24 protein-coding genes and 1 tRNA gene are annotated in these 26,638 nt (G+C 64.3%); 17 read left to right on the top strand and 8 right to left on the bottom strand.

Annotated elements, in window-relative coordinates:
* The first annotated feature begins 20 nt into the window (after nucleotides 1-20).
* Nucleotides 21-740, top strand: coding sequence for a lactate utilization protein C (locus ACERK3_04140; GenBank protein MFA9477479.1), 720 nt, complete (start codon nucleotides 21-23; stop codon nucleotides 738-740).
* A 61-nt stretch (nucleotides 741-801) separates the two neighbouring features.
* Here the strand turns inward: ACERK3_04140 and ACERK3_04135 are convergent, their stop codons facing one another.
* Nucleotides 802-1,809 (bottom strand): UDP-glucuronic acid decarboxylase family protein, encoded by a 1,008-nt coding sequence (locus tag ACERK3_04135; GenBank protein ID MFA9477478.1) that lies wholly within the window; start codon nucleotides 1,807-1,809, stop codon nucleotides 802-804.
* 48 nt (nucleotides 1,810-1,857) lie between these two features.
* The gene (locus tag ACERK3_04130; protein ID MFA9477477.1) at nucleotides 1,858-2,277 is read right to left on the bottom strand and encodes a hypothetical protein; all 420 of its coding nucleotides are present in this window, start codon (nucleotides 2,275-2,277) and stop codon (nucleotides 1,858-1,860) included.
* A gap of 160 nt (nucleotides 2,278-2,437) precedes the next feature.
* Between ACERK3_04130 and ACERK3_04125 the strand changes: the two genes are divergently transcribed.
* Nucleotides 2,438-2,944 (top strand): hypothetical protein, encoded by a 507-nt coding sequence (locus ACERK3_04125; GenBank protein ID MFA9477476.1) that lies wholly within the window; start codon nucleotides 2,438-2,440, stop codon nucleotides 2,942-2,944.
* Between the two features lie 13 nt (nucleotides 2,945-2,957).
* Here the strand turns inward: ACERK3_04125 and recO are convergent, their stop codons facing one another.
* Together recO and ACERK3_04115 are read right to left on the bottom strand one after the other, a co-directional pair.
* Nucleotides 2,958-3,692, bottom strand: a complete 735-nt coding sequence (gene recO, locus ACERK3_04120) for a DNA repair protein RecO (protein MFA9477475.1) — start codon at nucleotides 3,690-3,692, stop codon at nucleotides 2,958-2,960.
* A 77-nt stretch (nucleotides 3,693-3,769) separates the two neighbouring features.
* Complete coding sequence (locus ACERK3_04115) at nucleotides 3,770-4,606, bottom strand: ferredoxin--NADP reductase (GenBank protein MFA9477474.1); 837 nt, start codon at nucleotides 4,604-4,606, stop codon at nucleotides 3,770-3,772.
* Between the two features lie 68 nt (nucleotides 4,607-4,674).
* On the opposite strand from ACERK3_04115, the gene ACERK3_04110 reads away from it, so the two are divergent.
* The 4 genes from ACERK3_04110 to ACERK3_04095 all read left to right on the top strand — a co-directional run bounded on the left by ACERK3_04110 (nucleotide 4,675) and on the right by ACERK3_04095 (nucleotide 11,136).
* Nucleotides 4,675-6,219 (top strand): transglutaminase family protein, encoded by a 1,545-nt coding sequence (locus tag ACERK3_04110; GenBank protein ID MFA9477473.1) that lies wholly within the window; start codon nucleotides 4,675-4,677, stop codon nucleotides 6,217-6,219.
* A gap of 177 nt (nucleotides 6,220-6,396) precedes the next feature.
* Nucleotides 6,397-7,755 (top strand): hypothetical protein, encoded by a 1,359-nt coding sequence (locus ACERK3_04105; protein ID MFA9477472.1) that lies wholly within the window; start codon nucleotides 6,397-6,399, stop codon nucleotides 7,753-7,755.
* Between the two features lie 94 nt (nucleotides 7,756-7,849).
* Nucleotides 7,850-8,683 carry a tryptophan synthase subunit alpha gene (trpA, locus tag ACERK3_04100; protein ID MFA9477471.1) on the top strand — a complete coding sequence of 278 codons (834 nt, stop codon included), beginning with the start codon at nucleotides 7,850-7,852 and terminating at the stop codon, nucleotides 8,681-8,683.
* A 56-nt stretch (nucleotides 8,684-8,739) separates the two neighbouring features.
* Entirely contained in the window at nucleotides 8,740-11,136 is a 2,397-nt protein-coding gene (locus ACERK3_04095; GenBank protein ID MFA9477470.1) for a hypothetical protein, read from the top strand.
* A 120-nt stretch (nucleotides 11,137-11,256) separates the two neighbouring features.
* Here the strand turns inward: ACERK3_04095 and ACERK3_04090 are convergent, their stop codons facing one another.
* The gene (locus ACERK3_04090) at nucleotides 11,257-12,792 is read right to left on the bottom strand and encodes a diguanylate cyclase (protein MFA9477469.1); all 1,536 of its coding nucleotides are present in this window, start codon (nucleotides 12,790-12,792) and stop codon (nucleotides 11,257-11,259) included.
* A gap of 552 nt (nucleotides 12,793-13,344) precedes the next feature.
* On the opposite strand from ACERK3_04090, the gene ACERK3_04085 reads away from it, so the two are divergent.
* From ACERK3_04085 to ACERK3_04070, 4 genes are all read left to right on the top strand, one after another.
* A complete protein-coding gene (locus tag ACERK3_04085) occupies nucleotides 13,345-13,980 on the top strand; it encodes a hypothetical protein (protein ID MFA9477468.1) in 636 nt (211 codons plus the stop codon).
* A gap of 138 nt (nucleotides 13,981-14,118) precedes the next feature.
* Nucleotides 14,119-14,192, top strand: a tRNA-Arg gene (locus ACERK3_04080).
* 143 nt (nucleotides 14,193-14,335) lie between these two features.
* A complete protein-coding gene (locus ACERK3_04075; GenBank protein MFA9477467.1) occupies nucleotides 14,336-15,718 on the top strand; it encodes an anthranilate synthase component I family protein in 1,383 nt (460 codons plus the stop codon).
* Nucleotides 15,719-15,855: 137 nt separating this feature from the next.
* On the top strand, nucleotides 15,856-16,545 hold the full coding sequence (locus ACERK3_04070; protein MFA9477466.1) for a phosphoribosyltransferase: 690 nt from the start codon (nucleotides 15,856-15,858) through the stop codon (nucleotides 16,543-16,545).
* Between the two features lie 15 nt (nucleotides 16,546-16,560).
* Here ACERK3_04070 and ACERK3_04065 read toward each other — a convergent pair whose 3' ends face one another.
* The gene (locus tag ACERK3_04065) at nucleotides 16,561-16,836 is read right to left on the bottom strand and encodes a hypothetical protein (protein ID MFA9477465.1); all 276 of its coding nucleotides are present in this window, start codon (nucleotides 16,834-16,836) and stop codon (nucleotides 16,561-16,563) included.
* Nucleotides 16,837-16,969: 133 nt separating this feature from the next.
* Between ACERK3_04065 and hpt the strand changes: the two genes are divergently transcribed.
* Nucleotides 16,970-17,545, top strand: a complete 576-nt coding sequence (gene hpt, locus ACERK3_04060) for a hypoxanthine phosphoribosyltransferase (GenBank protein ID MFA9477464.1) — start codon at nucleotides 16,970-16,972, stop codon at nucleotides 17,543-17,545.
* A gap of 50 nt (nucleotides 17,546-17,595) precedes the next feature.
* The gene (locus tag ACERK3_04055) at nucleotides 17,596-18,189 is read left to right on the top strand and encodes a PH domain-containing protein (protein MFA9477463.1); all 594 of its coding nucleotides are present in this window, start codon (nucleotides 17,596-17,598) and stop codon (nucleotides 18,187-18,189) included.
* 84 nt (nucleotides 18,190-18,273) lie between these two features.
* On the opposite strand, the gene ACERK3_04050 is transcribed toward ACERK3_04055, so the two are convergent.
* Both ACERK3_04050 and ACERK3_04045 read right to left on the bottom strand, forming a co-directional pair.
* Complete coding sequence (locus tag ACERK3_04050; protein ID MFA9477462.1) at nucleotides 18,274-19,203, bottom strand: ABC transporter ATP-binding protein; 930 nt, start codon at nucleotides 19,201-19,203, stop codon at nucleotides 18,274-18,276.
* 14 nt (nucleotides 19,204-19,217) lie between these two features.
* Nucleotides 19,218-21,524, bottom strand: a complete 2,307-nt coding sequence (locus ACERK3_04045) for a hypothetical protein (GenBank protein ID MFA9477461.1) — start codon at nucleotides 21,522-21,524, stop codon at nucleotides 19,218-19,220.
* 92 nt (nucleotides 21,525-21,616) lie between these two features.
* Between ACERK3_04045 and ACERK3_04040 the strand changes: the two genes are divergently transcribed.
* The 5 genes from ACERK3_04040 to fmt all read left to right on the top strand — a co-directional run bounded on the left by ACERK3_04040 (nucleotide 21,617) and on the right by fmt (nucleotide 26,636).
* Nucleotides 21,617-21,826 (top strand): hypothetical protein, encoded by a 210-nt coding sequence (locus ACERK3_04040; protein ID MFA9477460.1) that lies wholly within the window; start codon nucleotides 21,617-21,619, stop codon nucleotides 21,824-21,826.
* Between the two features lie 102 nt (nucleotides 21,827-21,928).
* The gene (locus ACERK3_04035) at nucleotides 21,929-22,531 is read left to right on the top strand and encodes a hypothetical protein (protein MFA9477459.1); all 603 of its coding nucleotides are present in this window, start codon (nucleotides 21,929-21,931) and stop codon (nucleotides 22,529-22,531) included.
* Between the two features lie 98 nt (nucleotides 22,532-22,629).
* The gene (gene glnA / locus ACERK3_04030; GenBank protein ID MFA9477458.1) at nucleotides 22,630-24,042 is read left to right on the top strand and encodes a type I glutamate--ammonia ligase; all 1,413 of its coding nucleotides are present in this window, start codon (nucleotides 22,630-22,632) and stop codon (nucleotides 24,040-24,042) included.
* Between the two features lie 179 nt (nucleotides 24,043-24,221).
* Complete coding sequence (locus ACERK3_04025; GenBank protein MFA9477457.1) at nucleotides 24,222-25,664, top strand: glycosyltransferase; 1,443 nt, start codon at nucleotides 24,222-24,224, stop codon at nucleotides 25,662-25,664.
* Between the two features lie 12 nt (nucleotides 25,665-25,676).
* On the top strand, nucleotides 25,677-26,636 hold the full coding sequence (gene fmt / locus ACERK3_04020; protein MFA9477456.1) for a methionyl-tRNA formyltransferase: 960 nt from the start codon (nucleotides 25,677-25,679) through the stop codon (nucleotides 26,634-26,636).
* The last annotated feature ends 2 nt before the right edge of the window (nucleotides 26,637-26,638 follow it).

The raw sequence follows: 26,638 nt of genomic DNA, 5'->3' as shown, positions 1-26,638 counted from the left end.
CCCGGAACGACAGGCAGACCATGCAGAAAACCACCTCCGATCGCTCACAACTGCCCACGATGGGTGAAGGTCGCGCTGCACTGCTCGCTCGCGTGCACGCAGCGCTCGGACGTGACAAGACACAAGCGCCAAGCGAGCCCGCCCCGGTCGTCGATGAGTCGATCGCTCGACTTGCGTCATCCGACGCGGACCTGCCCGCGCTGTTCACCGAGCGGGCACAATCGGTCGGCATGAAAGTGCATCGTGTGAGCTTGGAACAAGTCGTGCCGCGCTTGCGTGAACTGCTGGGCCAACTCGAAGCGCGTCGCATCGGCGTCGCTGCGGGCAGCGTGGGCGAACGACTTGAGTTGGAGTTGGACGCCGCATTGCAAGCCGACGGCGTCAAGCAGATCGACTGGCAAGCACGCGAAGGTGTCAGCGCCCAGTATGACCTTGATGTAGGCATCACCGACGTACACGCCGCGATCGCCGAGACGGGCACACTGGTGTGTTGCAGTGGTTCGCGGTCGAGTCGGGGTTTGTCGCTCGTTCCGCCGGTGCATATCGCGCTGGTGCGCGTCAGCGACATTCTGCCCGACATGATCGACTACTGGGCTCGGCTGAAAGGCATGCCGAACACCGAGTTGCCCAGTTCGCAGGCGTTCATCACCGGCCCGAGCAAGACCGCGGACATCGAAGGCGAACTCGTCACGGGCGTGCACGGGCCGGGCGCGGTGCACATCCTGTTGATTGATGGGTGACGTCATGGTGACGGCATAACGCCCATGCATAGCCATGCCTGGGCTTTGCTCTGCTGTGTCTTTATGACGTCGCGAGCATTGACGATTTGTGGGCGGTGTGGTCGGTGGGCTTGCGAAACTTGCGCAAATCGAGGTTCGCGAAGTAGTCGATAGTCTTCGCCAGGCCTTCGCGCAGCTCGATCTTCGGCTCCCAGCCAAGCTTTTTCTTTGCGAGTGAGATGTCCGGCCGACGCTGCGTCGGATCGTCGGCAGGCAGAGGCAACTCGCGCAATTCGCTTTTGGAATCGACCATTTCAAGGATCTGTTCGGCAAGCTGACGGATGGTGAACTCGTGCGGGTTGCCGAGGTTGACCGGGCCGGGGAAGTCGTCGGGGCCGTTCATCATGGCCATGATGCCGTTGATGAGATCATCGACGTAGCAGAACGATCGCGTTTGCGAGCCGTCGCCGTAGATGGTGATGTCTTCGCCACGGAGTGCCTGGAGGATGAAGTTCGAGACGACGCGTCCGTCGTAGGGGTGCATGCGCGGGCCGTAGGTGTTGAAGATACGGATCACGCGGATGTTGACGCCGTTGGCGCGGTGGTAGTCGAAGAAGAGGGTCTCGGCGGCGCGTTTGCCTTCGTCATAACAGGCACGGATGCCGATGGGGTTGACGTTCCCGCGGTAGGATTCGGGTTGCGGGTGAACGTCGGGGTCGCCATACACTTCGCTGGTGGAGGCCTGAAGGACTTTGGCTTTGCATCGCTTGGCCATGCCGAGCACGTTGATCGCACCCATGACGGAGACCTTCATGGTCTTGATGGGGTTGAACTGGTAGTGCACGGGGCTTGCGGGGCAGGCCATGTTGTAGACCTGATCGACTTCTAGCCAGAGGGGGTGGGTCACATCGTGGCGGATCAGTTCAAAGTTGGCTTTGCCCAGCAGGTGCTCGACGTTGCTCTTCTGGCTGGTGAAGAAGTTGTCGAGGCAGATGACGTCGTGTCCCTGATCGACAAGGCGTTCGCAAAGGTGCGAGCCGAGGAAGCCGGCGCCGCCGGTGACGAGGATGCGTTTAAGAGTTTCAGGCATGGCAGAAGAAGCATCGCGGGTGCACGGACAGGGTCAAGTGACGCGGGTTTACGATTTCTCGACGAGTTGGAACGTCGCACCGCGCTGGACGTCGGCACCGACGATCTGGCCGATGGCGAAGTCGCTGGCTTTCTGTGAGGCCATCAGGTGGGCGATGACCCCAGGCCCGCACTGGACGAACAGCGTATTGGCCGAGACATCGCCGCCGGCGACCCGGCCCTGCATACGGCGGGGTCTGCCAAACACAGGCTCCACAAAACGCCCGCCGGAGGGGAACACGTCCACCCGGCGCGGGTGCAGGTGGATGGTCCCGGTGATACGGTCGCCCACTTCCGCGTCGACGGGGCCTTCGGTAACCAGGTGCAGGCGATAGTCGCTGCCGAGCACGTGCAGGACGATCTGGTCGTCCGACTTCTCTTCCAGTCGGCCGGTGACGGTGGGCAGCTTCGGCGGGGCAGCCTGATTCATCGCGAGTCGCTCCTTCGTGCAGGTGGTGGCTAAGACGAATAAGATAGCAGCCCATCGGCCTGACGTCACCGAGCGGGGTTCGGTGCACAGGGATCAGCGGTCGGTCAGACAGAGACCGGCCACGCCCTGCCGCCCCTTGCCCGCACACTCGCGAACCTCCGTGCAACCCGACCGCAAGATCAATCGCTCGTACTGCACGAACCGCATCCGCGTGGACTACGCCCACGTCGGGCTCTATGACGTGAAAACACGCGAAACCTGGATCGCCAAGAAACGATGGGGCACGGTCCCCGTCCGCGTCAGCCACGCCCGGCTGCTCGTCGGCGGCACGCAGGACACCTCCACCGCTGACAAAGACAAGTTCCTCTGCTTCTGGTTTCACACCCCCGACACCGGCGAAGGCTACGTGCACGGCTACCCCATCGAGTGGGACGAAGGCCACCTGCTCATCCGCCTCGACCCCAACTGGAACTACCTCACCCGCACCTTCATCCCCAGCACCGACACCGCGAAGGTTGAGAAAAACATCGAGCAGCAATACGCCTGGGGCAGACACATCTTCGAAAGCTACGTCGCGAAGGGGCCGAAGTTTCCGCTGAGCTGGCATATGATCGGCCCGCGCGCGGCCGACTCGATGTTCTACGTGCAGCGGATTGAAGGCAAATGATCAGCAGCCCACCTTACCGGCCGAGCACCACGCGCATCGTCGGCAGCTCCTGATCGAGGATCGTCCGCAGATACACGCAAAGCAGGCGATTCGCCCGCGACAGCGCGTCCTCCGTCGCGGCGGGCTCGTCGCCTTGTGAAACATGCCGCAGCAGCTCCACCGTCTGCCGTCGCACGCGCCAGTCCTTGCGGCCGTCGCGTTGGGTGAGTCCGCCGCCGACGGGGTCGAACGTATACGCGTCGACGTTGGGCAGCGCGTCGCCGCTGTGCACATCATCGAATAGCTCCGGCCGATAGCCGGCGTCATCCAGCAGTGTCCATTGAAACCGCAGCAATGCAGCCGACCACCCGCTCGGCTGCCGCAACGCTTCGAGGTAGCTGCGCAGGGCGTGAAACGTGCGAGGGTGCGCGTCCTGGTCCGCCATCAGGGCATTGACCACGTCGGCGGCATAAAACGCCTGCTGCTGCGCAGCGAAGTCGGTGTGCAGATGGCGGAAGTCGTCTTGCAAGTCCCACTCGATGAGCGTGACCAGTTCGGTGTTGGAGCGGAGGACGCCGACGATCTCGCCACGGGTGAGCAACTCGATCCCGCCGGAGTATCGCTGCACTGCCGAGGGGCTGGTGCGCTTCGAGCCCTTGGCCAGGCCGCGCACCTTGCCCAGTTGCTCGGTCATGAGCACGACGAGTTGGCTCGTCTCCGACCACTCGCCGTGCCGGATGCAGATTGCCTGATCTTTGAACCGCGACATTGGAAGAATTGTAGGGCACAACGAAAGCGGTGCACCTGAAGGTGCACTGCCCGAATCACAGATCAGGCCACGGTGATTTACCAGTAGCTCTCGAAGTGGATGTTCCCCTCCGGGTGTTCGCGGTCTTTGGTCACGAAGCCGCGTTCGCCAAGCTCGGAGGTAACTTGTTCGATCATCGCCGGGTTGCCGCAGAGGAAGACGTGGCATTGCTCGGGCGTGATCTCGCCGCCTTCGGTGATCTCGGTGTAATGACTCGGCTCGAGGGCGACGTGGACGCGGCCCTTGAGTCCCTGCCAGTTGCTGTCCTCCGGCTCTCGCGTGACGGTGGGGATGTAGAACACGCTGGGATCTTCCGCCGCGATTCGCTCCAGCTCCGCGCGATAGCCGAGGTCGGCCGACAGTCGCGTGCCGTGAATGACCACGAAGCGACGCCAACGATTCGTCCCCCGATACTCGTTGAGCATTGACAGGAACGGCGCCAGACCCGTGCCCGTGGCGATCATGATCAGATCCTTGCCTTCGGGCACGTCGTCGAGCGTGAACTTGCCGGTGATCTTCGGGCCCATGAACAGGCGATCGCCTTCGCGCAGCTTCCATAGCCGCGGCGTCAACGCCCCCTCGGGCACGAGCACGAGAAAGAACTCCAGGAATTCCCGCTGCTTCGGCGAGGATGCAATCGAATACGCCCGCACGAGCAGCTTCGGCTTGGGATGCGGCTTGCCGCTGCGCGTGGGCATGACCTCGTCCGCTTCCTCCGGCGACAAGGCTACACCCAGCGTCGTGTACTGCCCCGGCTTGAAATCGGGCACTTCGCCGTCGTCCGGCTTGACGCGAATCACCGCCAACTCGTCGTTGATGTCTTCCCGACTGACGAGCGTCGCATTGAGCATCTTCGCAGTAAGCGTTTCAGTCATAACCGTGATCTTATACAAATCACCTGCACCTGTCGCGGGCCCCGCGGACCACGGTACAATGGCAGCCCATGAAGCAAAATCTACGCGTAAAGGGGCAAAATCGCCTCTGGCTGCTGCCTTGCCTGCTCGTGCTGTTGACGCTGCCAGCCGCCTCGGCCGAGGCGGACCAGAAAGTCCACGCCGACCGCTGGTTCGTCGTCAAGCTCGGCGACGATCGCGTCGGCTGGTCGCACACCCGGCAGACCGAGCGCGACGGCAAGATCACCACCGATACCCAGACCCGGTTCACCATCCGCCGTGGGCCGGTCACGCTGAACATCGAGCAAGGCTCACAGTTCATCGAAACGCTAGACGGCCAGCCGGTGGAAGCCAGTTCCACGACTCTCAGCGGACAGATGACCCAGAAACAGACGCTGCGCTTCACCGAAAGCGGCGTGGAACTGGTCCGCGAGCAAGCCGGCCGAACGCAATCGCAAAAACTCGAACCATTCGAAGACGACTGGCTGACGCCCGCCGCGGCGCAGCGCTACATCGAACAGCGCATGCAGGCGGGCGACGAAACCATCCGCTTCAAAACGCTTGATCTTTCCGTCGGTCCGCAGCCGTTCGAAGCGACGATGCAGATCGTCGGCGAAGAGGAAGTCGAAGTGTTCGGCCGTGTGGCGCCGGCAGTGGTATGGGAGTCGCAGATGTCGATCATGCCCGGCATCCGCGTACGCGAGCATGTCGACCACCGCGGCCGAAAGCTCAAGAGCACGACCAACCTCATGCCGGGCATGGAAATCACCATGCTCGCCGCTGACGAACAGCTCGCCCGCAGCGATATCGACCCGCCGGAGCTGCTCGCGTCGCTGTTCATTACCCCCGATCAGCCGCTGCCCGCCCCTCGGCAGCTACAGTCGGCCGTGTACCGCGTGACCTTCGACGACGAGATCAACCTCGACGCGATCCAACTGCCACGCACCGGCTATCAACGCGTCACATGGGGCGACGAGCGCACCGCCATCGTCACCGTCGACCTTAGCCGACCCGTCGAGCCCGGCGACGACCTGCCGCGCGACGCGGATCGCGCCGCCTCAGCCATGATGGATCACGAAGACCCGGAAGTCCGCAAGCTGCTCGACCGCGCCCTGGGCGATGAGGCTGGCACGCTTAACAAGCAAGCCATCGCCGAACGGCTACGCGACTTCGTCGCACACTTCATCACCGAAAAAGACCTGTCCGTCGGCCTGGGTACTGCCAGCGAAGTGGCGCGCACCGCACAGGGCGACTGCACCGAGCACGCCGTGCTGCTGGCCGCCCTGCTCCGCGCCGCGGACATCCCCGCCCGCACAGCGACCGGGCTGATCTACGTTGACGCATTCATCGGTGCTGAGGAGGTCTTCGGCGGGCACATGTGGACACAGGCCTGGCTGCCCGGCGAAAACGAGGTCGGCGGACGATGGGTCGACCTCGACGCGACGCTGTGGGACGCCGCTTACGACGCGGCCCACATCACGCTCGGCGTCTCGTCGATGGCGGACGACGAAATGACCAACGACATGGTGGCGCTGGCCCCCGTGCTCGGCCGAATGCAGATCAGCGTCGTCGACACAGGCTCGACATCGGACTGATAACTCCCGAGGCTTGCCCCCAAGCCTCACGCCCCAAGCCTCAAGCCCCACTCCCACGCCCCACACCCAACCCACGCATGATCCGTACCCGACTCAACTTTCCCACCGGGCAAATTTGGGGTATTCTGCTAACCCCGTCCGGATGCGGTGTTTTTGTTGCGAAAAAGGAGCTGCCTCGTGCGTCAACCCACACTTGTTCTGGCTGCGACGAGCCTGTTTGCCCTTGCCCCCCTCGTCGGCTGCGACGAACAACGCCAAGGCTCGGCCCAGCGGCAGCTCGACGCCGCGGTCGCCACGATCAACGAAGCGCAGCTTGGCTTCGTGTCCGACGTGGAAGAAAGCAATCTGGCCGAGCATCGGCTCGAAACACTCGGTCAAGCAGCGAACAACCTGCGCGCCGTCATTACCGATGGCGACCGCGATCAGCAGGTCATCGCCCGCCGCCTGCTGGCTGACATTCACGCCACCGCGACGCAGGGCATGCTTCGCGACGCCGGCCGGGAGGACGCCGCACTTCGGCTGCGGGCCGGGTCAATTATCACCCAACTGGGTGCTTACGAGCTGGCCAACGCCCGCGTCCGCCGCTTTGACCGCGACGACGCGTTGATGATCGAACAGCTCAACGAGGAAATCCGCGAACAGCGTGGCAGTCGGGAGCAAACCCAGCAGCGCCGCGAGCGTGTGGCCGGCGAGCTGGAACAGTTGCGCGAGCAACGGCAGCAGCTTCGCGATCAGATCGACGACGCCCATGGCCAGGCCCGGGACCTGCGCGATCAGGCGTTCGTCGCCGAGGGTGATGAGCAGTATGAGCTGGAGGAGGAAGCGGCCCAACTCGTGCTCCGTGCCGAAAAGCAGGCAGCCGAGGCCGAGCAGCTTGAAGGCCAGATCACGATTGGCGAAGCCGACCTCTTGCTGGCAGATCAGCGGATTGAATTGATCGACAGCCTGGTGGAAGAGCTTCGTGATCAGGTACAGAAGGTTGAAGGTCAAACCGCGCAGACCGCCGACTGGCGTGACGAGGCCGAGGCCGATCGCAACGAAGCCTTCGAAACACTGCGTGAAGAGTTCGAGCAGTTGATCGAGGCCTACCACGCATCGGTGCGCGACCGCTACGAACGCGTCAGCGAACGTGCCGACGAAGCCGCGGACCAGGCCAGCCAGGCCGCCCAGATGGCCTCTGGCCGTGAACGTCCCGCCGCCCGCGCCGAGTTGCTCGCCCGTCAGGGTGATCAGATCCGAGCCTTCGTCAACCATGCAGACGCGATCAGTGGGCTCGGGCTCGTGCTCGGCATCGTCGTCGAACGTGTCGAGGCAACCCAGCCCGACGCCGTCCGCCCGTTCGAAGAAGGCTTCAGCGACTTGGTCGACCGGCAAGAACGTCTTGCCGAGGAAGCCGAACTGCTCATCGACGCGGCTCTTGAGCTGGCCGACGAGCTGCTTGGCGAAGGTGAAACCATCGCCGAGTTTGCCGCCGCCCACCGCGACTGGCTCAACGCTCAACGCGATCGCCTCCGCGACAGCCGCCTGGCGGGCTGAGCCCGATTGCGGCCATTCATCACCGACTCCGCAAGAACGCTCTTCAACGCGCCGCCGCGTTGCCGCGATTGCGGGGGCCGTCTATGCTGGTGCGATGAACCGAATCGACCGCATCTTTCACGACCTGCGAGCCACCGTCGACTCTGGTGCAGCCGGCGCGGGCAAGGCGTTGATGCCATTCATCACCGCCGGCGATCCCGACCTGCCCACCACCGCGGCACTGCTGTCCGCGCTTGAACAAGCCGGCGCGAGTATCGTCGAGCTTGGCATTCCCTTTTCCGACCCGATCGCCGACGGCCCGGTGATCGAAGCGTCCATGGCGCACGCGCTGGGCAAAGGCGTCCGTGTGCACGATGTCTTTGAACAGGTCGCCGCTGTGCGCGACAAAGTCGACCTGGGCATCGTCGCCATGGTCAGCTACTCCATCGTGCACCGGCTGGGCCTTAAGCGTTTCATCAATGAAGCGAAGTCGGCTGGCTTCGACGGGTTCATCTTCCCCGACCTGCCGCTTGAAGAAGCGCCGCCCGCGGTGGAGGCCGCTCGCGACGCGGACATGATTCTCAGCATGCTCATCGCCCCCACCACGCCGATCGAGCGTGCCCGCCGAATCGCTCAGAGCTGCAGCGGGTTTATCTACATGCTCTCGCGTGCCGGCATCACCGGGGAGCGGAGCGAGCTGCCCGTTGAGCTGCCGCGACGCATCGCCCGCCTGCGTGAAGCGACCGAGCTGCCCATCGCCGTCGGCTTCGGCATCTCCACCGCCGACCAGGTGCGTGAGGTTGTCGCCGTCGCCGACGCTGCCATCGTCGGCTCGGCCATCGTGCGACAAGTCGCCGCCAACCGCGACAAGGGCTCCACCGCCGTCGTCGACGCAGTCGCTTCGTTCACCCGTCAGCTCGCCACCGGCCTGCCGAGTGTCGTACGATGATCGGGCCGTAAGATCCGACCGCCCCCGCACCGCCACACGGCAGACCGGAGCCGCCCATGCCCCGCCATTTACACCTCACCAATTCGTTCACATGGCTGGCGATTCTGTCGCTGACCATCGCCCTCGGCCACACCCGCGCGATGGCAGATAACGCGGAGCGTGACGCTGACGCACTCATGGCCGACCAGTTCGTCATGATGATGTACAGCGCGCTCGCCAGCGACGAATCGCCCCGACCCGATCAGCTTCGCCAGGCGCAGATTCTCATCGATCAGGCCCTTGCGTTGCGCGAAGACGAGGCCGAGCTCTGGCGTTTGCGAGCCGAGCTCGCCGACCGCATGGAGGACCGCGACGCCTACCGCGCCGCCATGCGCCAGTACATCCGCCTCGAGCCAACGGACGACGTCGCCCAGCTCGAACGCCTGCTTGAAGGCCTCGGCGAGCAGCAGACCCTCGACGAACGCCTCGCCCGCCTCGAAGCCATTCTCCAAGCCAGCTCCACACAACGGCTCTCCGCTCCACTGCGGTCGCGGCTGGCCACGCACGCCGCCCTCGCCGCGCATGAGCTCGGCGACGACGATCGCCTCCGTCGTTGGCTCGACGAGGCCCTCGGACTTGACTCAGCCAATGCCGATGCCGCCGAGCTCGCCTACGCCCGCACTCAGCGAAACGACAGCTCGCCCGCCGAGCGTGGCGACGCCCTGATCAACATGGTCAAAGCCAGCCCGGCTGACCCGATGGCGCGCCTGCGCCTCGCGCGTTGGCTCACCACCCAGGCCGTCTACGACACCGCCGCCCAGCAGTTCGACACCGCCGCCATCCTCGTCGGCGGCCCCTTGCCGATCGACGTCTACGCACACTGGGTCATTGCCCTCGCTGCCAGCGGCGACGCCGACAGCGCGCGCCAACTGCTCAATCAACTCGCCCCCACTCAGCAGAACGCCAATGACGCCGACGACCAGCAACCGCGCGGTATCGACCCCGAAGCCTATCCCGACATCCGCCTCAGCCTCGAAATACTCCGCCTCGCCATGCTCGGTGACCAGCCCGAGCCCGCCGAGCGCAGCTTTGCCCGCATCCGCAGGCTGATCAACTCCTCCTTCGACCAGGATGAACTGCCCGACTGGCTCGACGGCCCTGACGCCCCGGCCCCCGACATCGGCCGCAACGTCATGCTCGCCTGGACAGCCGCCGTCTTCAATCAGCAACTCGATGAATTGCCTGACTTGCTGGCAGAGCTGCCCGAGGACGAGCCGCTGGTCCGCCGCGCCCGCGGCTGGATGCACCTGCAACGCGACGAACCCGACGAAGCCGCCGAGCAACTCGAGCTCATCGCTGACGATGATCCGCTCGCAGCGCTCGGCCTCACCTGCCTGCTCGACGTCGGCTCAAGCGAACATACCCAAGCCCTTCAAGCCGTCCTCCACCGCGACGGCGGCGGGCTCGCCGGCCTGCTCGCCGCTCGGCAACTGCTCGCAAACGACCAGGCAGTCCCTCGCACACGTGCCGGCCGATCCATCGACAACGACATCGACCGAGGCCCCCTCCAGCTGTGGCGCCCGGCTCTCAATACCTCGCCGTGGACGAGCATGTACCTGCGCGTCTCGCCGGAGAGCGTCGACTACCTCCAGCCACTATACGCCACCATCGAATTGCGCAACACCAGCCGTATGTCCATGCCCGTCCGCACCGGTCGCGGCGTTCCCGAACGCGCCCTGCTCTCACCTGCCCCAAGCGCAGGCGGCCAACCGCTGGCGCGGCCCCAACCCATCATCGTCGACGTCCGCCGACGCCTCACACTCGAGCCCGGCGAAACCATGCGAATCACCGTTCGGCTCGATCGCTCACAACTCGGCCAGTTCATGCAAGCCAACCCCGCACGCACACTCGCCATCAATGTGCTCGGCGTGCTCGGCCCACGCCCCACCCGCACCGGCGGGGTCACTGCCGAACCCGTCGGCAGCGTCGACTCCGTTCGCGCCATCACCGCCCGCGGGACGCCCATCAACGAAGAACGTATCAATCAGTGGCTCGAAGAACTCGACAGCGAACAACCCGTCACCCGCATGCGTGCCCTGGCTCGACTGCTGCGCAGTATCGACCACCTGCCCGATGAGTTGGACACGCGGGCCGTCCGCAGACGCATCGCCGAGCCGATTAACGAGCAGTTCGCTGAATGGGATACGATGCAGCAGGCGTGGGCCGTACGCATGCTCACCCGCAGCGATCGTAGTCGCGATCTGTTCCGCCGCATCCTCGACGCCGCTGAGCGCAGCGATGACTCGATCGTCCGCCTTACATTCATGGCCACCCACCTCGACGGCAGCGCGTCATCCGCGCTCAACGCCGCCTTACGCCATGACGACACGACGATTCGCACTTTCGCCGAGGCCCTTCGCGACGCGGCCGACGCGCGCGACGAAGACGAAGACGAACAGAACAACGCCTCCTGACCAAGTTAACTCTGCGGGATACCGGGGTTGTTGAAAATGCCTCAAGAGGAGTAGGTTCCGCTCTCGCGTTCACATGAGATCGCCGCCTGGCGGACCTTACTTCCCCCTCATCGCAGGGCGTCATGCCGGCTCGATGGCCGTCATGTCCAGCGGACACGATTCGCCGATCATCTCTGTCGTTTGAATCGGCGCCAGGCTGCGGAAGACCACCCCATGTTTGCCTTCGCGTTTGCGCTGGTACATCGCTTCGTCCGCCGCCTGAAGCAACTGCTCCAACCCGAGCGTCGAGCTGACCCGGTCCGCGTACGCCGCCCCAAGGCTGAACCGCACCATGGCCTCGCCTTCGGGCTCGCGAACGACCTTGATCCGTCGATCGAGGCAAACGCTTGTCACCCGCTCAACCACTTCGCGGGCCTGCGCCTCGTCCAGGCTGCACAGCAGCACGACGAACTCGTCACCGCCGATGCGTGCAATCAGGTCGTTGCGGTCCAGGCTTCGTCGCAGCAACTTGGCCACACCGCGCAGCATCCGGTCGCCAGCTTCGTGGCCGAAGCGGTCATTCACCGGCTTGAAATTATCCATGTCCAACATCATCAGGCAGGCGCTGAGCCCTTGCGCACCGGCGACCTCCAGCCGACGCTCTGCCAAGTGCATGAACCCGCGCCGATTCAGCAGCTTCGTCAGCGGATCGGTGAACGCCTGAAAACGCAGGTTATCCAGGTCTTCGCGCTGCCGGCCGACCGCCACTTCCAGCCGACTCAACTGCGTGACCATGCCCATCGTGTCTGTGGTTACCGCCTCCACCAGTTCGCGGGTCAACTGCGCACGACGAGGCATGGCCTCACCATGTTGAGCATGCAAGGGCTCCGCACGATCCACCGCCGCCTGGAAAAACACATCCGGCGTCGCATAGGTCGGCGCGAGAAACGTTGCGTGCAACGCAACAAGCCACTCCTGCTGCTCGGGTGAAAGGTCCTCGTCAAAGTGCGGCATCATGCTCGCCAGATACAGCGGAATCCGCATCGCCGCGCGACGGTCCAGCACGGCACTGAGCCGCTTGCGTTCCACGTCAGGCAATTGCGGGGGTTCGTGATGGCGATAAACCGCCTGCCGCAGCTCCGTCCCCGCATCCCACGACCGCAGCAGACGCATGCTCAACTCGATGTGATCAATGCCGAACCGCTCCCGCTCCATCGCACACCACTGCCCCTGCCGCTCTGCCGCAATCACACGTTCGTAATGCCCCGGGTCCAGCCCCACCAGCAACGGCAGGCCGAGATCCTGAATCAACGCCAGGCAAAAGGCGTTCTCACTTCGGCTGGGATCGATCAACTCGCACGCCAGCTCCGCTACCGCCGCCTTCCGCAGCGACGCGATCCACAGTTGGCTCATCCACGGCTCGTCGAGCCCGATGCCTTCATGCAGCGCCCGCAACCCGAACGCCAGCGCAATCGACCGCGCCCGATTCGCACCAAGATGAAGCACCGCACGACGAACATTGTCTATCTCACGCGTCACCCCGAACGCCGCCGAGTTCGTCACACTCAACAGCCGCGCACTGAGTGCCGGACACCGCCCCAACGCGCTGACCACCGAGTCCGGATCGCTCGGCGATGCACGCAACACCGACAGCAACGGTCCCGGATTCACTGGCATGAAACCGACCTGCCGGAGCGTCGCCTCTCGCTTCGCCGAAACCTCCAGGCCCGGGCCCGAACTGTCCGCTTTGCTCGGCATTGCTTGCTGTCCACTTAAAAACAAATCGACCTCCCACCCCACGCACAAAATTCGCCCCGGCCTCTGAAGTAAAACTATCGACTGACCATGAGCCGCGTTTCACCCTTTTCACCCGACGCCGACACCATCCAGACCATGCAACAACTGCTTATCGACATAATCGGCACAACGCGCACAATGCTTGCCGAAACTCGCTCGTCAGCACCCCACGCTGCTGACATCGCCAGCCCATCGCTCGCCTCATAACCCGTGCTGAACCAGCCTCAGCTCGCTCTACGCTGACGCTTGGCCAAGCCCCGCGATCAAGCTGCTTCAGTCGTTGCAGAACGGACAATCGTCAACGCTCCTACACCCCCACACCTCAACCACAACTTCCGATATTTCCCCGCATATCCAACTTAATATCCCTCAGCCGACCGCCGAAGATAGACAATAACGCCCCGAATCCACGAACGTCGCGGGAGTCCGCCCATGCGCCTGCTTATCGACACGCTTATCGCTCTGATGCTCACCGCCCTGCTCGGCGGCCTGATCTGGAACCATCGCTACCAGGAACAGCAGACCCTGGACCGGCAGACCGTCCATCGATCGCTTAACCAACTTCACGAGCAGGTGCTCTACCAGCGATCGCTTGGCCGAGTGGCGCAAAGCGACCTCGGCTTCCCGCGCATTGTCGAGCCAACATGGTTCAGCAGTGGGCTCCCACGCAACGCCATCGCCCCTCCACCACACCCCTGGATGGACATCGCCCCCCCGGACGACATGGCAAGCCACCCCCCGGACCCCGTGCTCACCCACCCGGCCCAGGCCGGCCTGTGGTACAACGCTAACCTTGGCGTCTTCCGCGCCCGTGTGCCGGCTCAGATCAGTCAGCGAGCCACCATCCGCCTCTATAACGATCTAAACGGCACACAGCTCACCGGTCTTCCGCAGACTGTCGACGCTCGTCGTCGGCCAATCGCCCACGACGAGCCCGGCTCCACCGTCATCCACGTCCGTGACGACGCCAACCGCCCACGTTTCAACCCCCAGTACATCGAGCGACAACCCCGCGACCCCGAACCCAAACGTCCCTCCCTGCTGACTCAGTCCAACGACCGCCGATGAGCAGCCGAGCACAACGGCTATAGACTTCATCTATATAATCAATGTTCAGTTCCGTCACCGACCACGGAACCCTGCCCGACCACCGTTCGACATGCTCCTGAGCCAATGCAATAATGGCGCGATTGGAAACTTCGCGTTGTGCACGTAGCTCAGTTGGATAGAGCAGCGGACTTCTAATCCGCAGGTCGGTGGTTCGAGCCCACCCGTGCACGCTTCGGCTCAGGACCACATCGCGGTTTCACAATTGCAACATTTAACTAACCACAGTGCTTGGCTTGCACCGCAATTCGACGCATAAGCCCTACGAGCATTACACGCACAAGGTCAGCAGCGATCAAAGCGGCTATCATGCCCCATGATGTTTGCTCACGGCCTACGCCTGCCCTGGCAGCTCGACCCGCTGGAAGCCATGCGGCGATGGCCCGCCGACCGGCCGCTGCTCATGCTCCACTCCGGCCGACTGCACCCGCGCTGGGCCCGCTACAGCCTGCTCGCCAGTCCGACGGGAGCGTATCGCTTCGACCTGCTGGAAGACGGCACGCCGCGCGGCCGCTGGGTCGGCAACCCCGACGCCGCCCCCACCGCCGACTGGCACGACGACCCCTTCGCCGACCTGAACCTCCTTCGACAGCAGCAGGACGTGCTCTGGCTGGGCCACCTCGGCTATGACCTGGCACGATCCATTGAAAATCTTCCCACGGAGGCGAGCATCGACCGCCACTGGCCGGTCGTGCAGATGCACCAGTGCCGCGGCTGGCTGGTATATGACTCGGTGGAGCAGGCGTGGCACGCCCATGGCACGTGGCGCGACGGCGAACCGCCGAACCTGCCCGCACTGTCGCCGCGTGACGACCTCGGCTTTCACGCCGACCAGCCGCGCAGCGTGATGAGCCGAGCCGACTACGAGTCGATGATCGAACGTGCCCGGCAGTACATCGCAGCCGGCGATGTGTTCCAGGTCAACCTCGCCCAACGCTTCACCGCACCGTTCACCGGCGAGCCAAGGGCGCTGTTCCAGGCGCTCGCCGAGGCTTCGCCTGCATGGTACGGAGCAATGCTCGAGTTGATGCCCGCTGACACGGACGAGCCAAGGCGGAGCATCGTCTCAACGTCTCCCGAATTGTTCCTGGAAGTGCGGCCCGGCGGGCAGGTCACCACTCGGCCGATCAAGGGCACGCGCCCGGTCAGCGCCACCGCCGACGAGTTGCGCGGCAGCGAGAAAGACGCCGCCGAGCTGCACATGATCGTCGACCTGCTGCGCAACGACCTCGGCCGGGTGTGCCGGTACGGCTCGGTGGAGGTAGTCGAGGCCCGATCGATCGAAACGCACCCCACGGTGCACCACGGCGTATCCACCATCATCGGCCGACTCCAGCCCGACAAAAACGCGATCGACCTGCTCCGCGCCGCCATGCCCGGCGGGTCGATCACCGGCGCGCCGAAGGTCCGGGCCATGCAGATCATCGACGAACTCGAACCCGTCCGCCGCGGCCCCTACTGTGGCAGCATCGGCTACCTGTACAACGACACCGCCCGATTCAATATCGCCATCCGCACGCTCCTGGTCGAAACTGACGCCCGCAGCCGCTCGGGGCGGGTGGATTTCTCCGTCGGCGGCGGCATTGTCGCCGACTCGCAGCCCGCGGCGGAGTACCAGGAAACGCTCGACAAGGCCGCCGCCATGATGCGGGCGCTCGAGCAGGCGGAAGGTTCCGCCACCGTCCGTCGCGCGTCTTAGGGGACAATACGGCCTGCGAAATACGGGACTCCGTATCCCCTCCATGATTTGCCCCCATCGCCATCAACCCATCACACGCCTACCGTCAGATAAGGCAACCAGCCTGCGGCAACGTCTTTGACGAAAGTGAGCCAAACGTGTTTCGCCCACCATTTTTTGACCGTCGCGATGCGGGCCAAGCCTTGGCCCGGTCGTTGACCCGTTACGCCTTTCGGCCGGACGTGATTGTGCTCGCCCTGCCGCGCGGCGGCGTGCCAGTGGGGTATGAAGTCGCACAGGCATTGCGCGCGCCGGTGGACGCGCTGCTGGTTCGCAAGCTCGGCGTGCCGGGACATGAAGAACTGGCCATGGGGGCGATCGCTTCCGGCGGCGTACGCGTGCTCAACCAGCCGCTGATCGAACAGATCGGCATCAACAACGACACGATCGAGCAAGTCACCGCTCGCGAGCGAGAAGTTCTGCAAGCGCGTGAGCTGACCTATCGCGGCAATCGGCCGCCGCCGACAGTACGTGACCGCTGCGCCATCCTGATTGACGACGGGTTGGCGACGGGGGCGACGATGCTCGCGGCCGTCGACGCCGTACAACAGCAGCATCCGCGTTGCGTGGTGGTCGCCGCGCCGGTCGCACCGCCCGACATGCACGACCGCTTGGCGAACCGGGCGGACGATGTCGTGTTCGTCATGACGCCCCACGACTTTGCGGGCGTCGGGCAGTGGTATGAGAATTTTGAGCCGACGTCGGACCAGCAGGTGCGGGAGTTGCTCGCCCGCGCCGCGCCGGCTGTGGGACAGGCCGACCCCAAAGCCTCGCCGACGCGGCGATGACGGCCGCCTCCTCGGTCACCACCGCCGCCGGGCCGTCGCCCCGCCGCTCCATGACCCCAGATCCATCAGCACGGCAATAACGACCACCGCCAAGTAAACCCCGGCCACATTGCCACCCGTATTGTTGACGGCAAACGCATACGCCAGCGTCGTAAACGGCATGAAGATGAACCCAAGCACCGGCCAGAGCACTGTGTCATAGGCGCTATTGAGGTACTGGCTGAAAACAAAAATCAGCACGATCACCACGCGCGGGAAGAACACGGCAAGCAACGCAAGCAGACACGGCATGGCAGACCCTCACATGACAGCGATTCACTTCCGAACACCCCCCGAGCAGATCATACCTCACTGTTATTGCTACGCACGAAACGCGCCGCCGAGATCTCTCCCACAAACAGTCGACAGTGGTACACTGCCCACCATGGAACGTGACATCGACCGTGTGCTGATCGATCGCAACGCCATCGCCCAGCGTGTAAACGAACTGGCGGCAGAAATTGCCGACGAGCTCGCCGCCGAAGCCGACGCGGACGCCGCCACACCGCTGGAGGTGACGCTCGTGCCGATCCTCACCGGCAGCTTCATGTTCGTGGCCGACCTGATGCGATGCCTGCCGATGCGTATGCAGATTCACATGATGTCGATCACGTCGTACCCCGGCCGATCGACCGCCAGCCGCGGCGCTTCGGTCGTAGCCGGCCTCACGCGGCTGCCCGAATCACTCGCCGGCCTGCACGTGCTGCTGATCGACGACATCCTCGACTCCGGCCAGACCCTCCAACTCGCCACGCAAACCCTACGCGATCGCAACCCCGCCAGCCTCCGCACCTGCGTACTGCTGCGAAAGCAACGCGAAGACGCCATGCACACGCCCGTCGACTACGTCGCCTTCGACATCCCCGACGAATTCGTCGTCGGCTACGGCCTGGACTTCGACGACTACTATCGCAACCTTCCCGATATCGTCACGCTCAAACGCGAAGTGGTCGAAGCGTAATAAACCCGAGTTTCAAGTTCATCGTTTGCCCGCAAGATTTCAATGACAACATGAACAACTCGAAACTCAAAACGCGAAACGCGAAGCTGAATTTCGCCGAAGGCGCCGCCGGCCAGGCTGGGCAGGACGCCGCTGCGCTTCGCGCCGCCGCGATGCTGCCGACCGAACTGCTTCAGCCGGGCGAGATCATCATCCTGCTGCTCAAGCCGAGCCCGTGGTTCATCCTGCTCGCGCCGATTAAGACCCTTTTCATGCTCGTGCTGCTGGTCATCGCCGCGGGAGCGATCAACAACCAGTTCGGCCTGGACATCGACCGACGCGACCTCATACTCGTCGGCGTCGGCCTCGTCGGTGCACGACTGTTCTGGAGTTTTCTCGAATGGCTCTCACGCGTCTACGTCCTCACCGACCAGCGCGTCATCCGCGTACGCGGTGTGCTGCGTGTGTTCGTTTTCGAAGCCCATCTACGTGAAATTCAGCACACCGAGTTGCTGTTCAGCCTCCGCGAACGACCGTTCAACCTGGGCACGCTCGGCTTCGCCACCGCCGGCACCGCTGTCTCGGAAGCCTACTGGCAAATGGTCGCCCGCCCGCTGGAAGTACACCAGCGCGTGGTCGAAACCCTGCGCCGCTATCGGCGATGAATGGCAGGCCGACTGGGAACTTGGGGGCGATCCGGGGCTGAGCAAAGTGAAGCCCCGGATTCACACTTCCCACCCACAACATCACTACTGCACCAACCCCTTCGTCAGCCGCATGAAGGCCGTCTCCAGATTCGCCTTTTCTTCTTCAAGCCGGGTCAGCGCATAGCCCTGCTGCACCAGTTGCTGCGCGATCGCCGCCGGGCCGGTCTGGTCGGCTTCCAGCGCGAGACGGATGTGGCTGTTCTGCAATTCGGCGCTGCTCACGCCGGGCATCGCCTTGAGCAACTCGAGCGCCGCCTGCATCCGGTCGGCCACGGCGACATGCAGCACGCGCTCGCCACGCGTGCGCTCCAGCAGCTCGTCCGTCGTGCCGACGAAACGGAGCTGCCCCTGCTCGATGATGCCCACCTTGTTGCACAGGTCCGCCAGTTCCAGCAGGATGTGCGAACTGATGAGAATCGTCTTGCCCATGCGGTGCAGCTCTTTGAGTAGCTCGCGCATCTCAATGCGGGCCCGCGGGTCGAGGCCTGACGCCGGCTCGTCAAGCAGCAGCACCTTCGGATCGTGTAACAGCACGCGTGCCACGGACAGCCGCTGCTGCATACCGCGCGACAGCGAGTTGACCTCGGCGTCGATCTTGTACGAAAGATCGGTGAGGTCGAGCACGTCGTGGACGACCTGCTTACGTTTGTCGCCATGGATGTCATAGGCGGCGGCGAAGAATTCAAGATATTCCTGCACGACCATGTCGTCATAGCTGCCGAAGTAGTCGGGCACGTAGCCGATGAGCGAACGAACCTGCCTTGCGTTAACCGGGCCGACGCTCAGGCCGGCGATGCGGGCCTCACCCCATGTGGGCTTGAGCAGCGTGGCGAGGATCTTGATGGTCGTGGTCTTGCCCGCCCCGTTTGGCCCGATGAAGCCGAAGCAGTCGCCTTCCTCGATTTCGAGGTTGAGATTCGCCAGCGCCATGAGGTCGCCGTAGCGCTTGGTGAGGTTGATGGTCTGAATCATGGCCATGTTGATTCTCAGTCGAGGTCGTAAACCCACCGCACCACGGTCCAGCCCTCGGCTTGCAGCGGTCGGCCGTTGAGGGTGAGCGGCGCGGGCAGCGCGCTGTTCTCGAGGTAGCCGATGAGGATGATACGCCGACCCGCGATCAGCGGGGTGAGGTCAAGTGCCCGACCGAGCTCGCGTTCGTAGCCGACGCTTCGTCGGCCGCCAAGCGTGGTCACGCCGGCGCGGAAGTTGGGCGCGGGCAGTGCGCTGAAGAAGCTGAGCATCTCCACTGCCTGCATCATCTCATTCGCGTTGGCAACCTGAAGCGGCTCGAGGTCAACGAAGCGCTGGCCAGTGCGTCGGGCGATAAGCTGGCCGAGGAACCCTTCGTTCGACCAGTTGCGCTCGATGTCGAAGTCATGTCGACGGTCGACAAGCCGGTCGGCGTTGGTGGGTGCGCCGCCGAGTTCGAGCAGCTCGCCCGGTGCCCAGTCGCCATGTCGCCAGACCCAGGGCATCCAGCGGTGCTGGTCCGATCCGTCCGCGCCGGGGCAGTAGACGATGAGCACATCGCGCAGCGTGCCGGGCAGCGCATGGCCGAGTTGGCCGGCGGGCCAGGCGTTTTCGATGCGTAGTCGGCCGCGCGGCGTGGGAAAGGGTTCACGCATGCCGGGCTGATCTTCGCCGACGTTGCCGAAGTAGTCGAGGGTGAACTGCTTGGCGGTCGACCGCATAGGTACGTCGGCCTGCGCGGGGTCGCCTGCGGATAGCGTGTAAGTCTGCGGATCGAGAAAACCCGCGGCGTCGGGCCCGCCCACACGCCAGCCAGGGTTGGCGAGGGTGTTGCGCCCCGTACCGTCGGGCTCGGCGAGGGTGATGTTCGCTCGGCCGAACTCGGGCACGAACAGCGACAGCCAACTGCGCGTACGACTCTCGCCCGTTCGGCCGTCGAGGTCGAGCACGCTGAAGTGGGCAATGCCCGCCTGGCGCGGCTGCATGACAATCGCCCCGCCCCACGCGACCACGCTGAACACGACCACCACCGCAAGAAACGCCAGCCAACTGTGATGCAGCCACGCCTTCTGCCGCAGCACGACGAACCCGATCGGCCCGGCCAGCAGCCAGTAGATGCCGAAGACAAAGATGGCCAATACCAGCACCGGGCCAGCCGTATTACGCATGGCGATCGCACCGGGCACGAATCGGCCGAGCTCGACCGCCTCGCGACCGGTCGGCCGAGCGATGTTGCCTTCGCGCATCTCCGCATCGATCACGTCGCGTTCATACACCGGCGATTGCAGGTGGAACACATCATGCCAGATGCGGAATCGGCCGTTGGGCAAGCCCAACTGTACCAGCCGACGGTCAGCGAAGTTGATCCCCACGACCGTCACGCGTCCGAAGCCGTACCGCCGGGCGACGACGGTCGGGTCGCCCTCGCGGTCGCGACGCAGCACGTCGACGCGCGGCCCGTCATTGCCGCTTACGTTAAACGTCGCATACTCAACCGGCCTCAGCTCACCCGTACGCGGCGAGCCAGCCCACGAGGGCAACGGCCGCTGCACCTGCCGGACCTGTCGCTCGTTGATCGGCAGCATGTCTGCCAGGGGCGAGGCGGTCCATGCCTGTCCGACCGTGGGCCAGACAATGACCATATGTCCGCCGCGCCTTACCCACTCGCGCAGGGCCTGCTGATGGGCGGCGGTGAAGCGGGCGTCGTCGGGTTCGCCGCCTTCGCGGGTCCAGACGATGGCTTGCAGCGTCGACAGGCCGTACCAGCGGTCGGGCAGGTTGTGCAGGGTGAGGCCGCGCAACGAACGGAGGGCTTCGTGCTGGGTATAACGTTCGCTATAGGGCTCGAAACCGAGGTCGGCGGAGCTCATGACGGCAATGAGGTTGTCGGTCGATTCGAGCGACTGACGCGGGGCGATCCGCTGCTGAGCGAGGAGACTGCCGGTCTCGGCGTCGAGCACCTGCACGGGCCAGCCGTCGCGGGCGGCGCGCGTGGCGGAGGGGGCGGCGTATAGCCAGACCTGCTGCGTCCGCTCGGGGGTGAGGGTGACTCGGCGTTCGACGTGCACGGTGTCGCCGTCGAAATCGCGCACCACCCACCGGCAGATCACCTCGCGCGGTTCGGCGGACTGGTTGCGCAGGGTCAGCCGCAGCGGTGTCCAGACGCCCGGCCGAACGTAGCCGTCCAGCCCGACGTCGCCCGGCTCGACCTGCAACGTCACCGTGTCCACCTGCGACCACGCCATCGGCGTCAGCAGCAGTACTGCCAACACCCACGCGACCGAGTTCCAGAAACGAGCTTGGGCGGTTGGCCCCGAGTTCATATGCCTGAAGTCTACCCGCCCCGACATGGCTTGGCACGCAACTTCCGCATCATCCATCAAGCCCACCCCTCGCCTGAACCGATAATGCCCACATGGTCGACCTTACCATGGTCATCTGGCTGCTGATCGCGGGCCTGGCGTACGTGCTGGTCACGTGTGTTGTGGGCACGCTGGCGTCGCGCGTGAAAAACGAGCGTGATCGGCACGACCTGGTCGTCGAGGCCCGCCGACGGCGAAAAGCTTACCTCGACAAGCTCAACGACAACGGCCCTGCCAGCGACGAAGACGTCGAACTGGTGTGAGAACATCGACAGATCTCCCCCTCTCGAAACGCCCGGATTGTGTCGTATGTAGATACTCGCCCGCCGCCCTGCTACGCTTCTGCATAACAGGAGGTGGACGAAATGATGCGATACGCCCCCGGATCGGCACGGCATGTTGCAACATGGACCCTTGGTGTCGCGTTGGCGTTGATGCTTTGTACGGCGGCCGGCTGTGCACCAGGTCGGCCGACGGTCAGCGCCGACCCTGACGAGCGCAACCGCGAGTTGAGCGAAGGCTACGCCCTGCTCTACGACCTGCTGGAAGAGAATCGGCAGATCGACCAGGCGGTGCGCATCCCATTCCGATCGGTCAGCGATGAGACGCGCGCCCTGCTCGGAGACATCGCCAGCGCCAGTGGTGACGCCGCCGATCGGCTATACGAATTCGCCGATGCAGCAGCAGAGCTCGGCCTCGACGAAGACGGCCTGCCCACACTGGAAACCGCCACCCGCGACTCGATCGCCAGCGCCACGCAGCGTGCCCTGCTCGCCGGCGATCGCAACCGTTTCGAGCTTTACCTGCTGCTCTCGCAAACCGAGGCCACTCGCTACGCGGCGCACCTCGCCCGGCAACTCGCCGAGGCCGAGCCGCAATCCGCCCGCCGGGCATACCTGGAAGATACCTACGAACAGTTCGACCAACTCTACGAACGCGTGCTCGATCGCCTGGCGGTGCAGGAGTAATCGCACAGGCCCCGCGGGATTGGTGACATCGCGCCCGGCGAAGTATCCTTGTCCGCCATCGCAGGCCTGAGCCCGATGTGCAGATGCAAGGAACCGCCATGACACCCAAACAGGTCCTCCAGTTCATCAAGCAGAACAAGATCGAGTTCATCGACTGCCGGTTCATGGACTTCCCCGGCCTCTGGCAGCACATCACCTTCCCCGTCAGCGAACTCAAGGAAGACTCGTTCGACCACGGCTTCGGCTTCGACGGCTCGGCCATCCGCGGATGGCAGGCCATCAACGAATCCGACATGCTCATCGTCCCCGTCGCGGACACGGCTCACCTCGACCCGTTCCTCCAGTTTCCCACGCTGGGCCTGATCTGCGATATCAAAGACCCGGTCACCAAAAAAGAGTACAGCCGCGATCCACGCTCCATCGGCCGAAAGGCGCAGGACTACCTCAAGCACTCAAAGATCGCCGACCACGCGATGTTCGGCCCCGAACTCGAATTTTTCATCTTCGACAACGCCTGGTACGACCAGGGCGTCAACAGCGCCCACTATCGCGTCGACTCCGCAGAGGGCATCTGGAACCGCGGCAAGCAGGACCCGACCAACCTCGGCTATCAGGTCCGCCAGCGCGAAGGCTACTTCCCCATGCCGCCGATGGACACGATGACCGACCTCCGCTCGGAGATGGTCAGCGAGATGATCAAGCTCGGCATCCCCGTCGAGGGCCATCACCACGAAGTCGCCACCGGCGGACAGGCCGAGATCGACCTTCGCTACCAGGGCCTGCTGAAGATGGCCGACACGTGCATGCTCTACAAGTACGTGGTGAAGAACGTCGCGGCCCGGCACGGCAAGGTGGCGACGTTCATGCCCAAGCCGTTGTTTCAAGACAACGGCAGCGGGATGCACACGCACTTTTCCATGTGGAAAGGCAACAAGCCGTTGTTCGCCGGCCCGCGATACGCCGGCCTGTCGCAACTAGGCCTCTACGCCATCGGTGGTCTGCTCAAGCACGCCCGCTCGCTGCTCGCGTTCACCAACCCGACCACCAACAGCTTCAAACGTCTCGTGCCCGGCTACGAAGCGCCGGTGCACCTGGTCTACTCGTCGCGCAACCGCTCGACCGCCATCCGCATCCCCGTCTACTCCGACAACCCCGAGTCACGCCGCATCGAGTTCCGCTGCCCCGATGCGTCCTGCAACCCGTACCTCGCCTTCGCCGCGATGACCATGGCGGCGATCGACGGCATTAAAAACAAGATCGACCCCGGCGACCCGATCGATAAAGACCTCTACGAGCTTGAGCCGGAGGAATATGAATCGATCGACGCCGCGCCGGTCGAGTTGTCCGAAGCGCTCGACGCGCTCGCTGCCGACCACGACTACCTGCTTGAGGGCGGCGTGTTCACCGAAGACGTCATCCACTACTGGATCAAGTACAAGCGCGAAAACGAGGTCGCAGCGCTGCGACAACGCCCGCACCCGTTTGAATTCTGCATGTACTTCGATATTTGAACCTTAGCCGTGAAGCGCAGCGGAGCGCGGACCTGAATGTACGATCATCGGCACAAATGCGTCCGCGCTCCGCTGCGCTTCACGGCTAAGCTGCGTTGACTCACCGCGACCGTATTGGCGGCCGGCGTCGCGCCCTGCTAAGGTGCAGCGGCTGCGTTGGCATACGTGAATCAAGGAAGATGGCGATGCGCGTGCTCATGCTCGGGTGGGAATTCCCCCCGCACATCACCGGCGGACTCGGTACCGCCTGCTACGGTCTGACCAAGGCGATGCATCGCCTGCCGGTCGAGATTACGTTTGTGCTGCCGCGACCCGTCCAGGCAGACCCCGCATCCATCGTCCGCGTCGTGCCCACACGCAGCGATGCCACGCCACAGTCGCCCATCGCCTACGACACCCTCGAACCGGGCGTCACACCCCCGGCCACGCCCGCGATCGCGCCGTCAGGCCCCCCGTTTGAACACGTGCGTTTCCACCACCTGCCCATCGGCCTCACCGCCACCGGTGGCCTGCCCGGCGCGTACGGCCATCGCGGCCCCGCACTCACATCCACCACAACGGCAACCACAACCACCACGCGTCACACCACGCCCGCCGCGCCCACACCCCCCGACGCGCCGCGGCAAACCCACGACGTCGGCCTTGGCGATCACACCTCCACCAACCGCGCCGCAGCGCATCCGGATGACCACGGCCACCTCGCCGCCTGTCATCGCTACGCCCACATGTGCGTGCAGCTTGCCCGCCATGAAAAGTTCGATGTCATCCACGCTCACGACTGGATGACCTTCCCCGCCGCGATGACGGTCGCCGCCGAGTCGGGCAAGCCGATGGTGGCCCATGTGCACTCGACGGAGTTCGACCGCGCGGGCGAGCAGATCGACTACCGCATCTTCGATATCGAACGACGCGGTGTGCACGCGGCGGTGCGCGTCGTCGCGGTCAGTCACCTCACGCGCTCAATCCTGATGAGCCGGTACGACGTTGAGCCGAAGCAGATCGATGTGGTATACAACGGCATTGACCATCCCGACATCCGCTGGCCGGACGATACGCAGGCGGCGGCGATTCGGCCGAGCGATCGCATCGTGCTGTTCCTCGGCCGCATCACGATGCAAAAAGGGCCCGAGTACTTCGTCGCGGCGGCGAAGAAGGTGCTCGAACACGACGAAAACGTCAAGTTCCTCGTCGCCGGGGCGGGCGATCGCGTGCCGGAGGTGATTCGGCTGGCAGCGCGGGAAGGCCTCGCTCACAAGATCCTGTTCACCGGCTTCCTCGACCAAGCGGACGTGGCGCGTGTTTTCCGCATGGCTAACGTGTACGTCATGCCCTCGGTCAGCGAACCGTTCGGCATCGCAGCGCTCGAAGCCATCCGCCACGACGTGCCGGTCATCGTCTCGCGGTCGTCGGGCGTCAGCGAAGTGATTCAACACGCGCTCAAGGTCGACTTCTGGGACGTGAACGACATTGCCGACAAGATCCTCGCCGTGCTCCGCCACCCGCCGCTGGCCAGCGAGTTGCGTCAGAACGCCGAGATCGAAGTCCGCAAGCTCACCTGGACCGACGCCGCCCGTCACGTCTACCGCGTGTACGAGGATGCCATCGCCGCGATGCCCGTATAAAGTGTTTCCGTTATGCGAATCATCTTCGTCGGCTCTGGAGAATTCGGCCTGCCCACACTCGAACGGCTGCATCAGCAGCACGATGTGGTCGCCGTGGTCAGTCAACCCGATCGGCCCGCCGGCCGTAAACGGCAACTCACGCCCACACCCATCGCTGCATGGGCACAGCAGCAAAGCCTGCCCTTGCTCAAGGCCGACGACGTCAACACCAACGCCTTCATCGAGCAGCTCGCGCCTTACCAGCCCGACGCGGCCGTGGTCGTCGCGTTCGGACAAAAGCTCTCGCCCGGCCTCATCGACGCGCTCGGCAAGCTCGTCGTAAATCTGCACGGCTCACTGTTGCCGAAGTACCGCGGCGCCGCGCCCGTCAACTGGGCACTGATCAATGGTGACACACGCACCGGCGTCACCGTCATCGGCCTGGCGCAACGCATGGACGCCGGCGCGATGTACGCCCAGGCCGAGTTGCAGATCACCCCCCACGAAACCGCGGGCGAACTGCACGACCGCCTCGCTCAACTCGGCCCGGACATCATCGAACAAGTGCTCGATCGCTTCGAGCAAGGCATCCTTGAGCCGCAACATCAGGACGACACACAGGCGACGCGCGCCCCCAAACTCAGCAAAGCCGACGGCACAGCCGACTTCACCCAGCCCGCCGAGCAGGTCCGCAACCGCATCCACGGCCTGACGCCCTGGCCCGGCTGCCGCGTCAACTGGCATTGCCAGCACACCGGCCAAACACAACCGCTCACCCTCCGCCGCGCCGATGCCATGCCCAACCTGCCCGACTTCGTCAAAACAGACACGCCGCCCGGCACGGTGCTCGACGGCATGCTCGTCATGACAGGCCAGGGCGTGATCAAACTGCTCGAACTGCAAGCCGCCGGCACGCGACCCATGAACGCACATGCCTTCGCTAACGGCCATCACCTCGCGCCGGGCGATCATCTCGAAATGCTCGATCGCTGAAA

The organism is Phycisphaerales bacterium AB-hyl4 (assembly GCA_041821185.1).
Classification (GTDB): Bacteria; Planctomycetota; Phycisphaerae; order Phycisphaerales; family Phycisphaeraceae; genus Natronomicrosphaera; species Natronomicrosphaera hydrolytica.
Note: the sequence above shows the minus strand (reverse complement) of the source record. Positions and strands in the feature narration are given on the sequence as shown.

Excerpts from the sequence above, each read along its gene's own strand:
- ACERK3_04140 (MFA9477479.1), top strand. The coding sequence starts at position 21 with ATGCAGAAAACCACCTCCGATCGCTCACAACTGCCCACGATGGGTGAA.
- ACERK3_04135 (MFA9477478.1), bottom strand. The coding sequence starts at position 1,809 with ATGCCTGAAACTCTTAAACGCATCCTCGTCACCGGCGGCGCCGGCTTC.
- ACERK3_04130 (MFA9477477.1), bottom strand. The coding sequence starts at position 2,277 with ATGAATCAGGCTGCCCCGCCGAAGCTGCCCACCGTCACCGGCCGACTG.
- recO (MFA9477475.1), bottom strand. The coding sequence starts at position 3,692 with ATGTCGCGGTTCAAAGATCAGGCAATCTGCATCCGGCACGGCGAGTGG.
- ACERK3_04115 (MFA9477474.1), bottom strand. The coding sequence starts at position 4,606 with ATGACTGAAACGCTTACTGCGAAGATGCTCAATGCGACGCTCGTCAGT.
- ACERK3_04110 (MFA9477473.1), top strand. The coding sequence starts at position 4,675 with ATGAAGCAAAATCTACGCGTAAAGGGGCAAAATCGCCTCTGGCTGCTG.
- trpA (MFA9477471.1), top strand. The coding sequence starts at position 7,850 with ATGAACCGAATCGACCGCATCTTTCACGACCTGCGAGCCACCGTCGAC.
- ACERK3_04095 (MFA9477470.1), top strand. The coding sequence starts at position 8,740 with ATGCCCCGCCATTTACACCTCACCAATTCGTTCACATGGCTGGCGATT.
- ACERK3_04090 (MFA9477469.1), bottom strand. The coding sequence starts at position 12,792 with ATGCCAGTGAATCCGGGACCGTTGCTGTCGGTGTTGCGTGCATCGCCG.
- ACERK3_04085 (MFA9477468.1), top strand. The coding sequence starts at position 13,345 with ATGCGCCTGCTTATCGACACGCTTATCGCTCTGATGCTCACCGCCCTG.
- ACERK3_04075 (MFA9477467.1), top strand. The coding sequence starts at position 14,336 with ATGATGTTTGCTCACGGCCTACGCCTGCCCTGGCAGCTCGACCCGCTG.
- ACERK3_04065 (MFA9477465.1), bottom strand. The coding sequence starts at position 16,836 with ATGCCGTGTCTGCTTGCGTTGCTTGCCGTGTTCTTCCCGCGCGTGGTG.
- hpt (MFA9477464.1), top strand. The coding sequence starts at position 16,970 with ATGGAACGTGACATCGACCGTGTGCTGATCGATCGCAACGCCATCGCC.
- ACERK3_04055 (MFA9477463.1), top strand. The coding sequence starts at position 17,596 with ATGAACAACTCGAAACTCAAAACGCGAAACGCGAAGCTGAATTTCGCC.
- ACERK3_04050 (MFA9477462.1), bottom strand. The coding sequence starts at position 19,203 with ATGATTCAGACCATCAACCTCACCAAGCGCTACGGCGACCTCATGGCG.
- ACERK3_04045 (MFA9477461.1), bottom strand. The coding sequence starts at position 21,524 with ATGAACTCGGGGCCAACCGCCCAAGCTCGTTTCTGGAACTCGGTCGCG.
- ACERK3_04040 (MFA9477460.1), top strand. The coding sequence starts at position 21,617 with ATGGTCGACCTTACCATGGTCATCTGGCTGCTGATCGCGGGCCTGGCG.
- ACERK3_04035 (MFA9477459.1), top strand. The coding sequence starts at position 21,929 with ATGATGCGATACGCCCCCGGATCGGCACGGCATGTTGCAACATGGACC.
- glnA (MFA9477458.1), top strand. The coding sequence starts at position 22,630 with ATGACACCCAAACAGGTCCTCCAGTTCATCAAGCAGAACAAGATCGAG.
- ACERK3_04025 (MFA9477457.1), top strand. The coding sequence starts at position 24,222 with ATGGCGATGCGCGTGCTCATGCTCGGGTGGGAATTCCCCCCGCACATC.
- fmt (MFA9477456.1), top strand. The coding sequence starts at position 25,677 with ATGCGAATCATCTTCGTCGGCTCTGGAGAATTCGGCCTGCCCACACTC.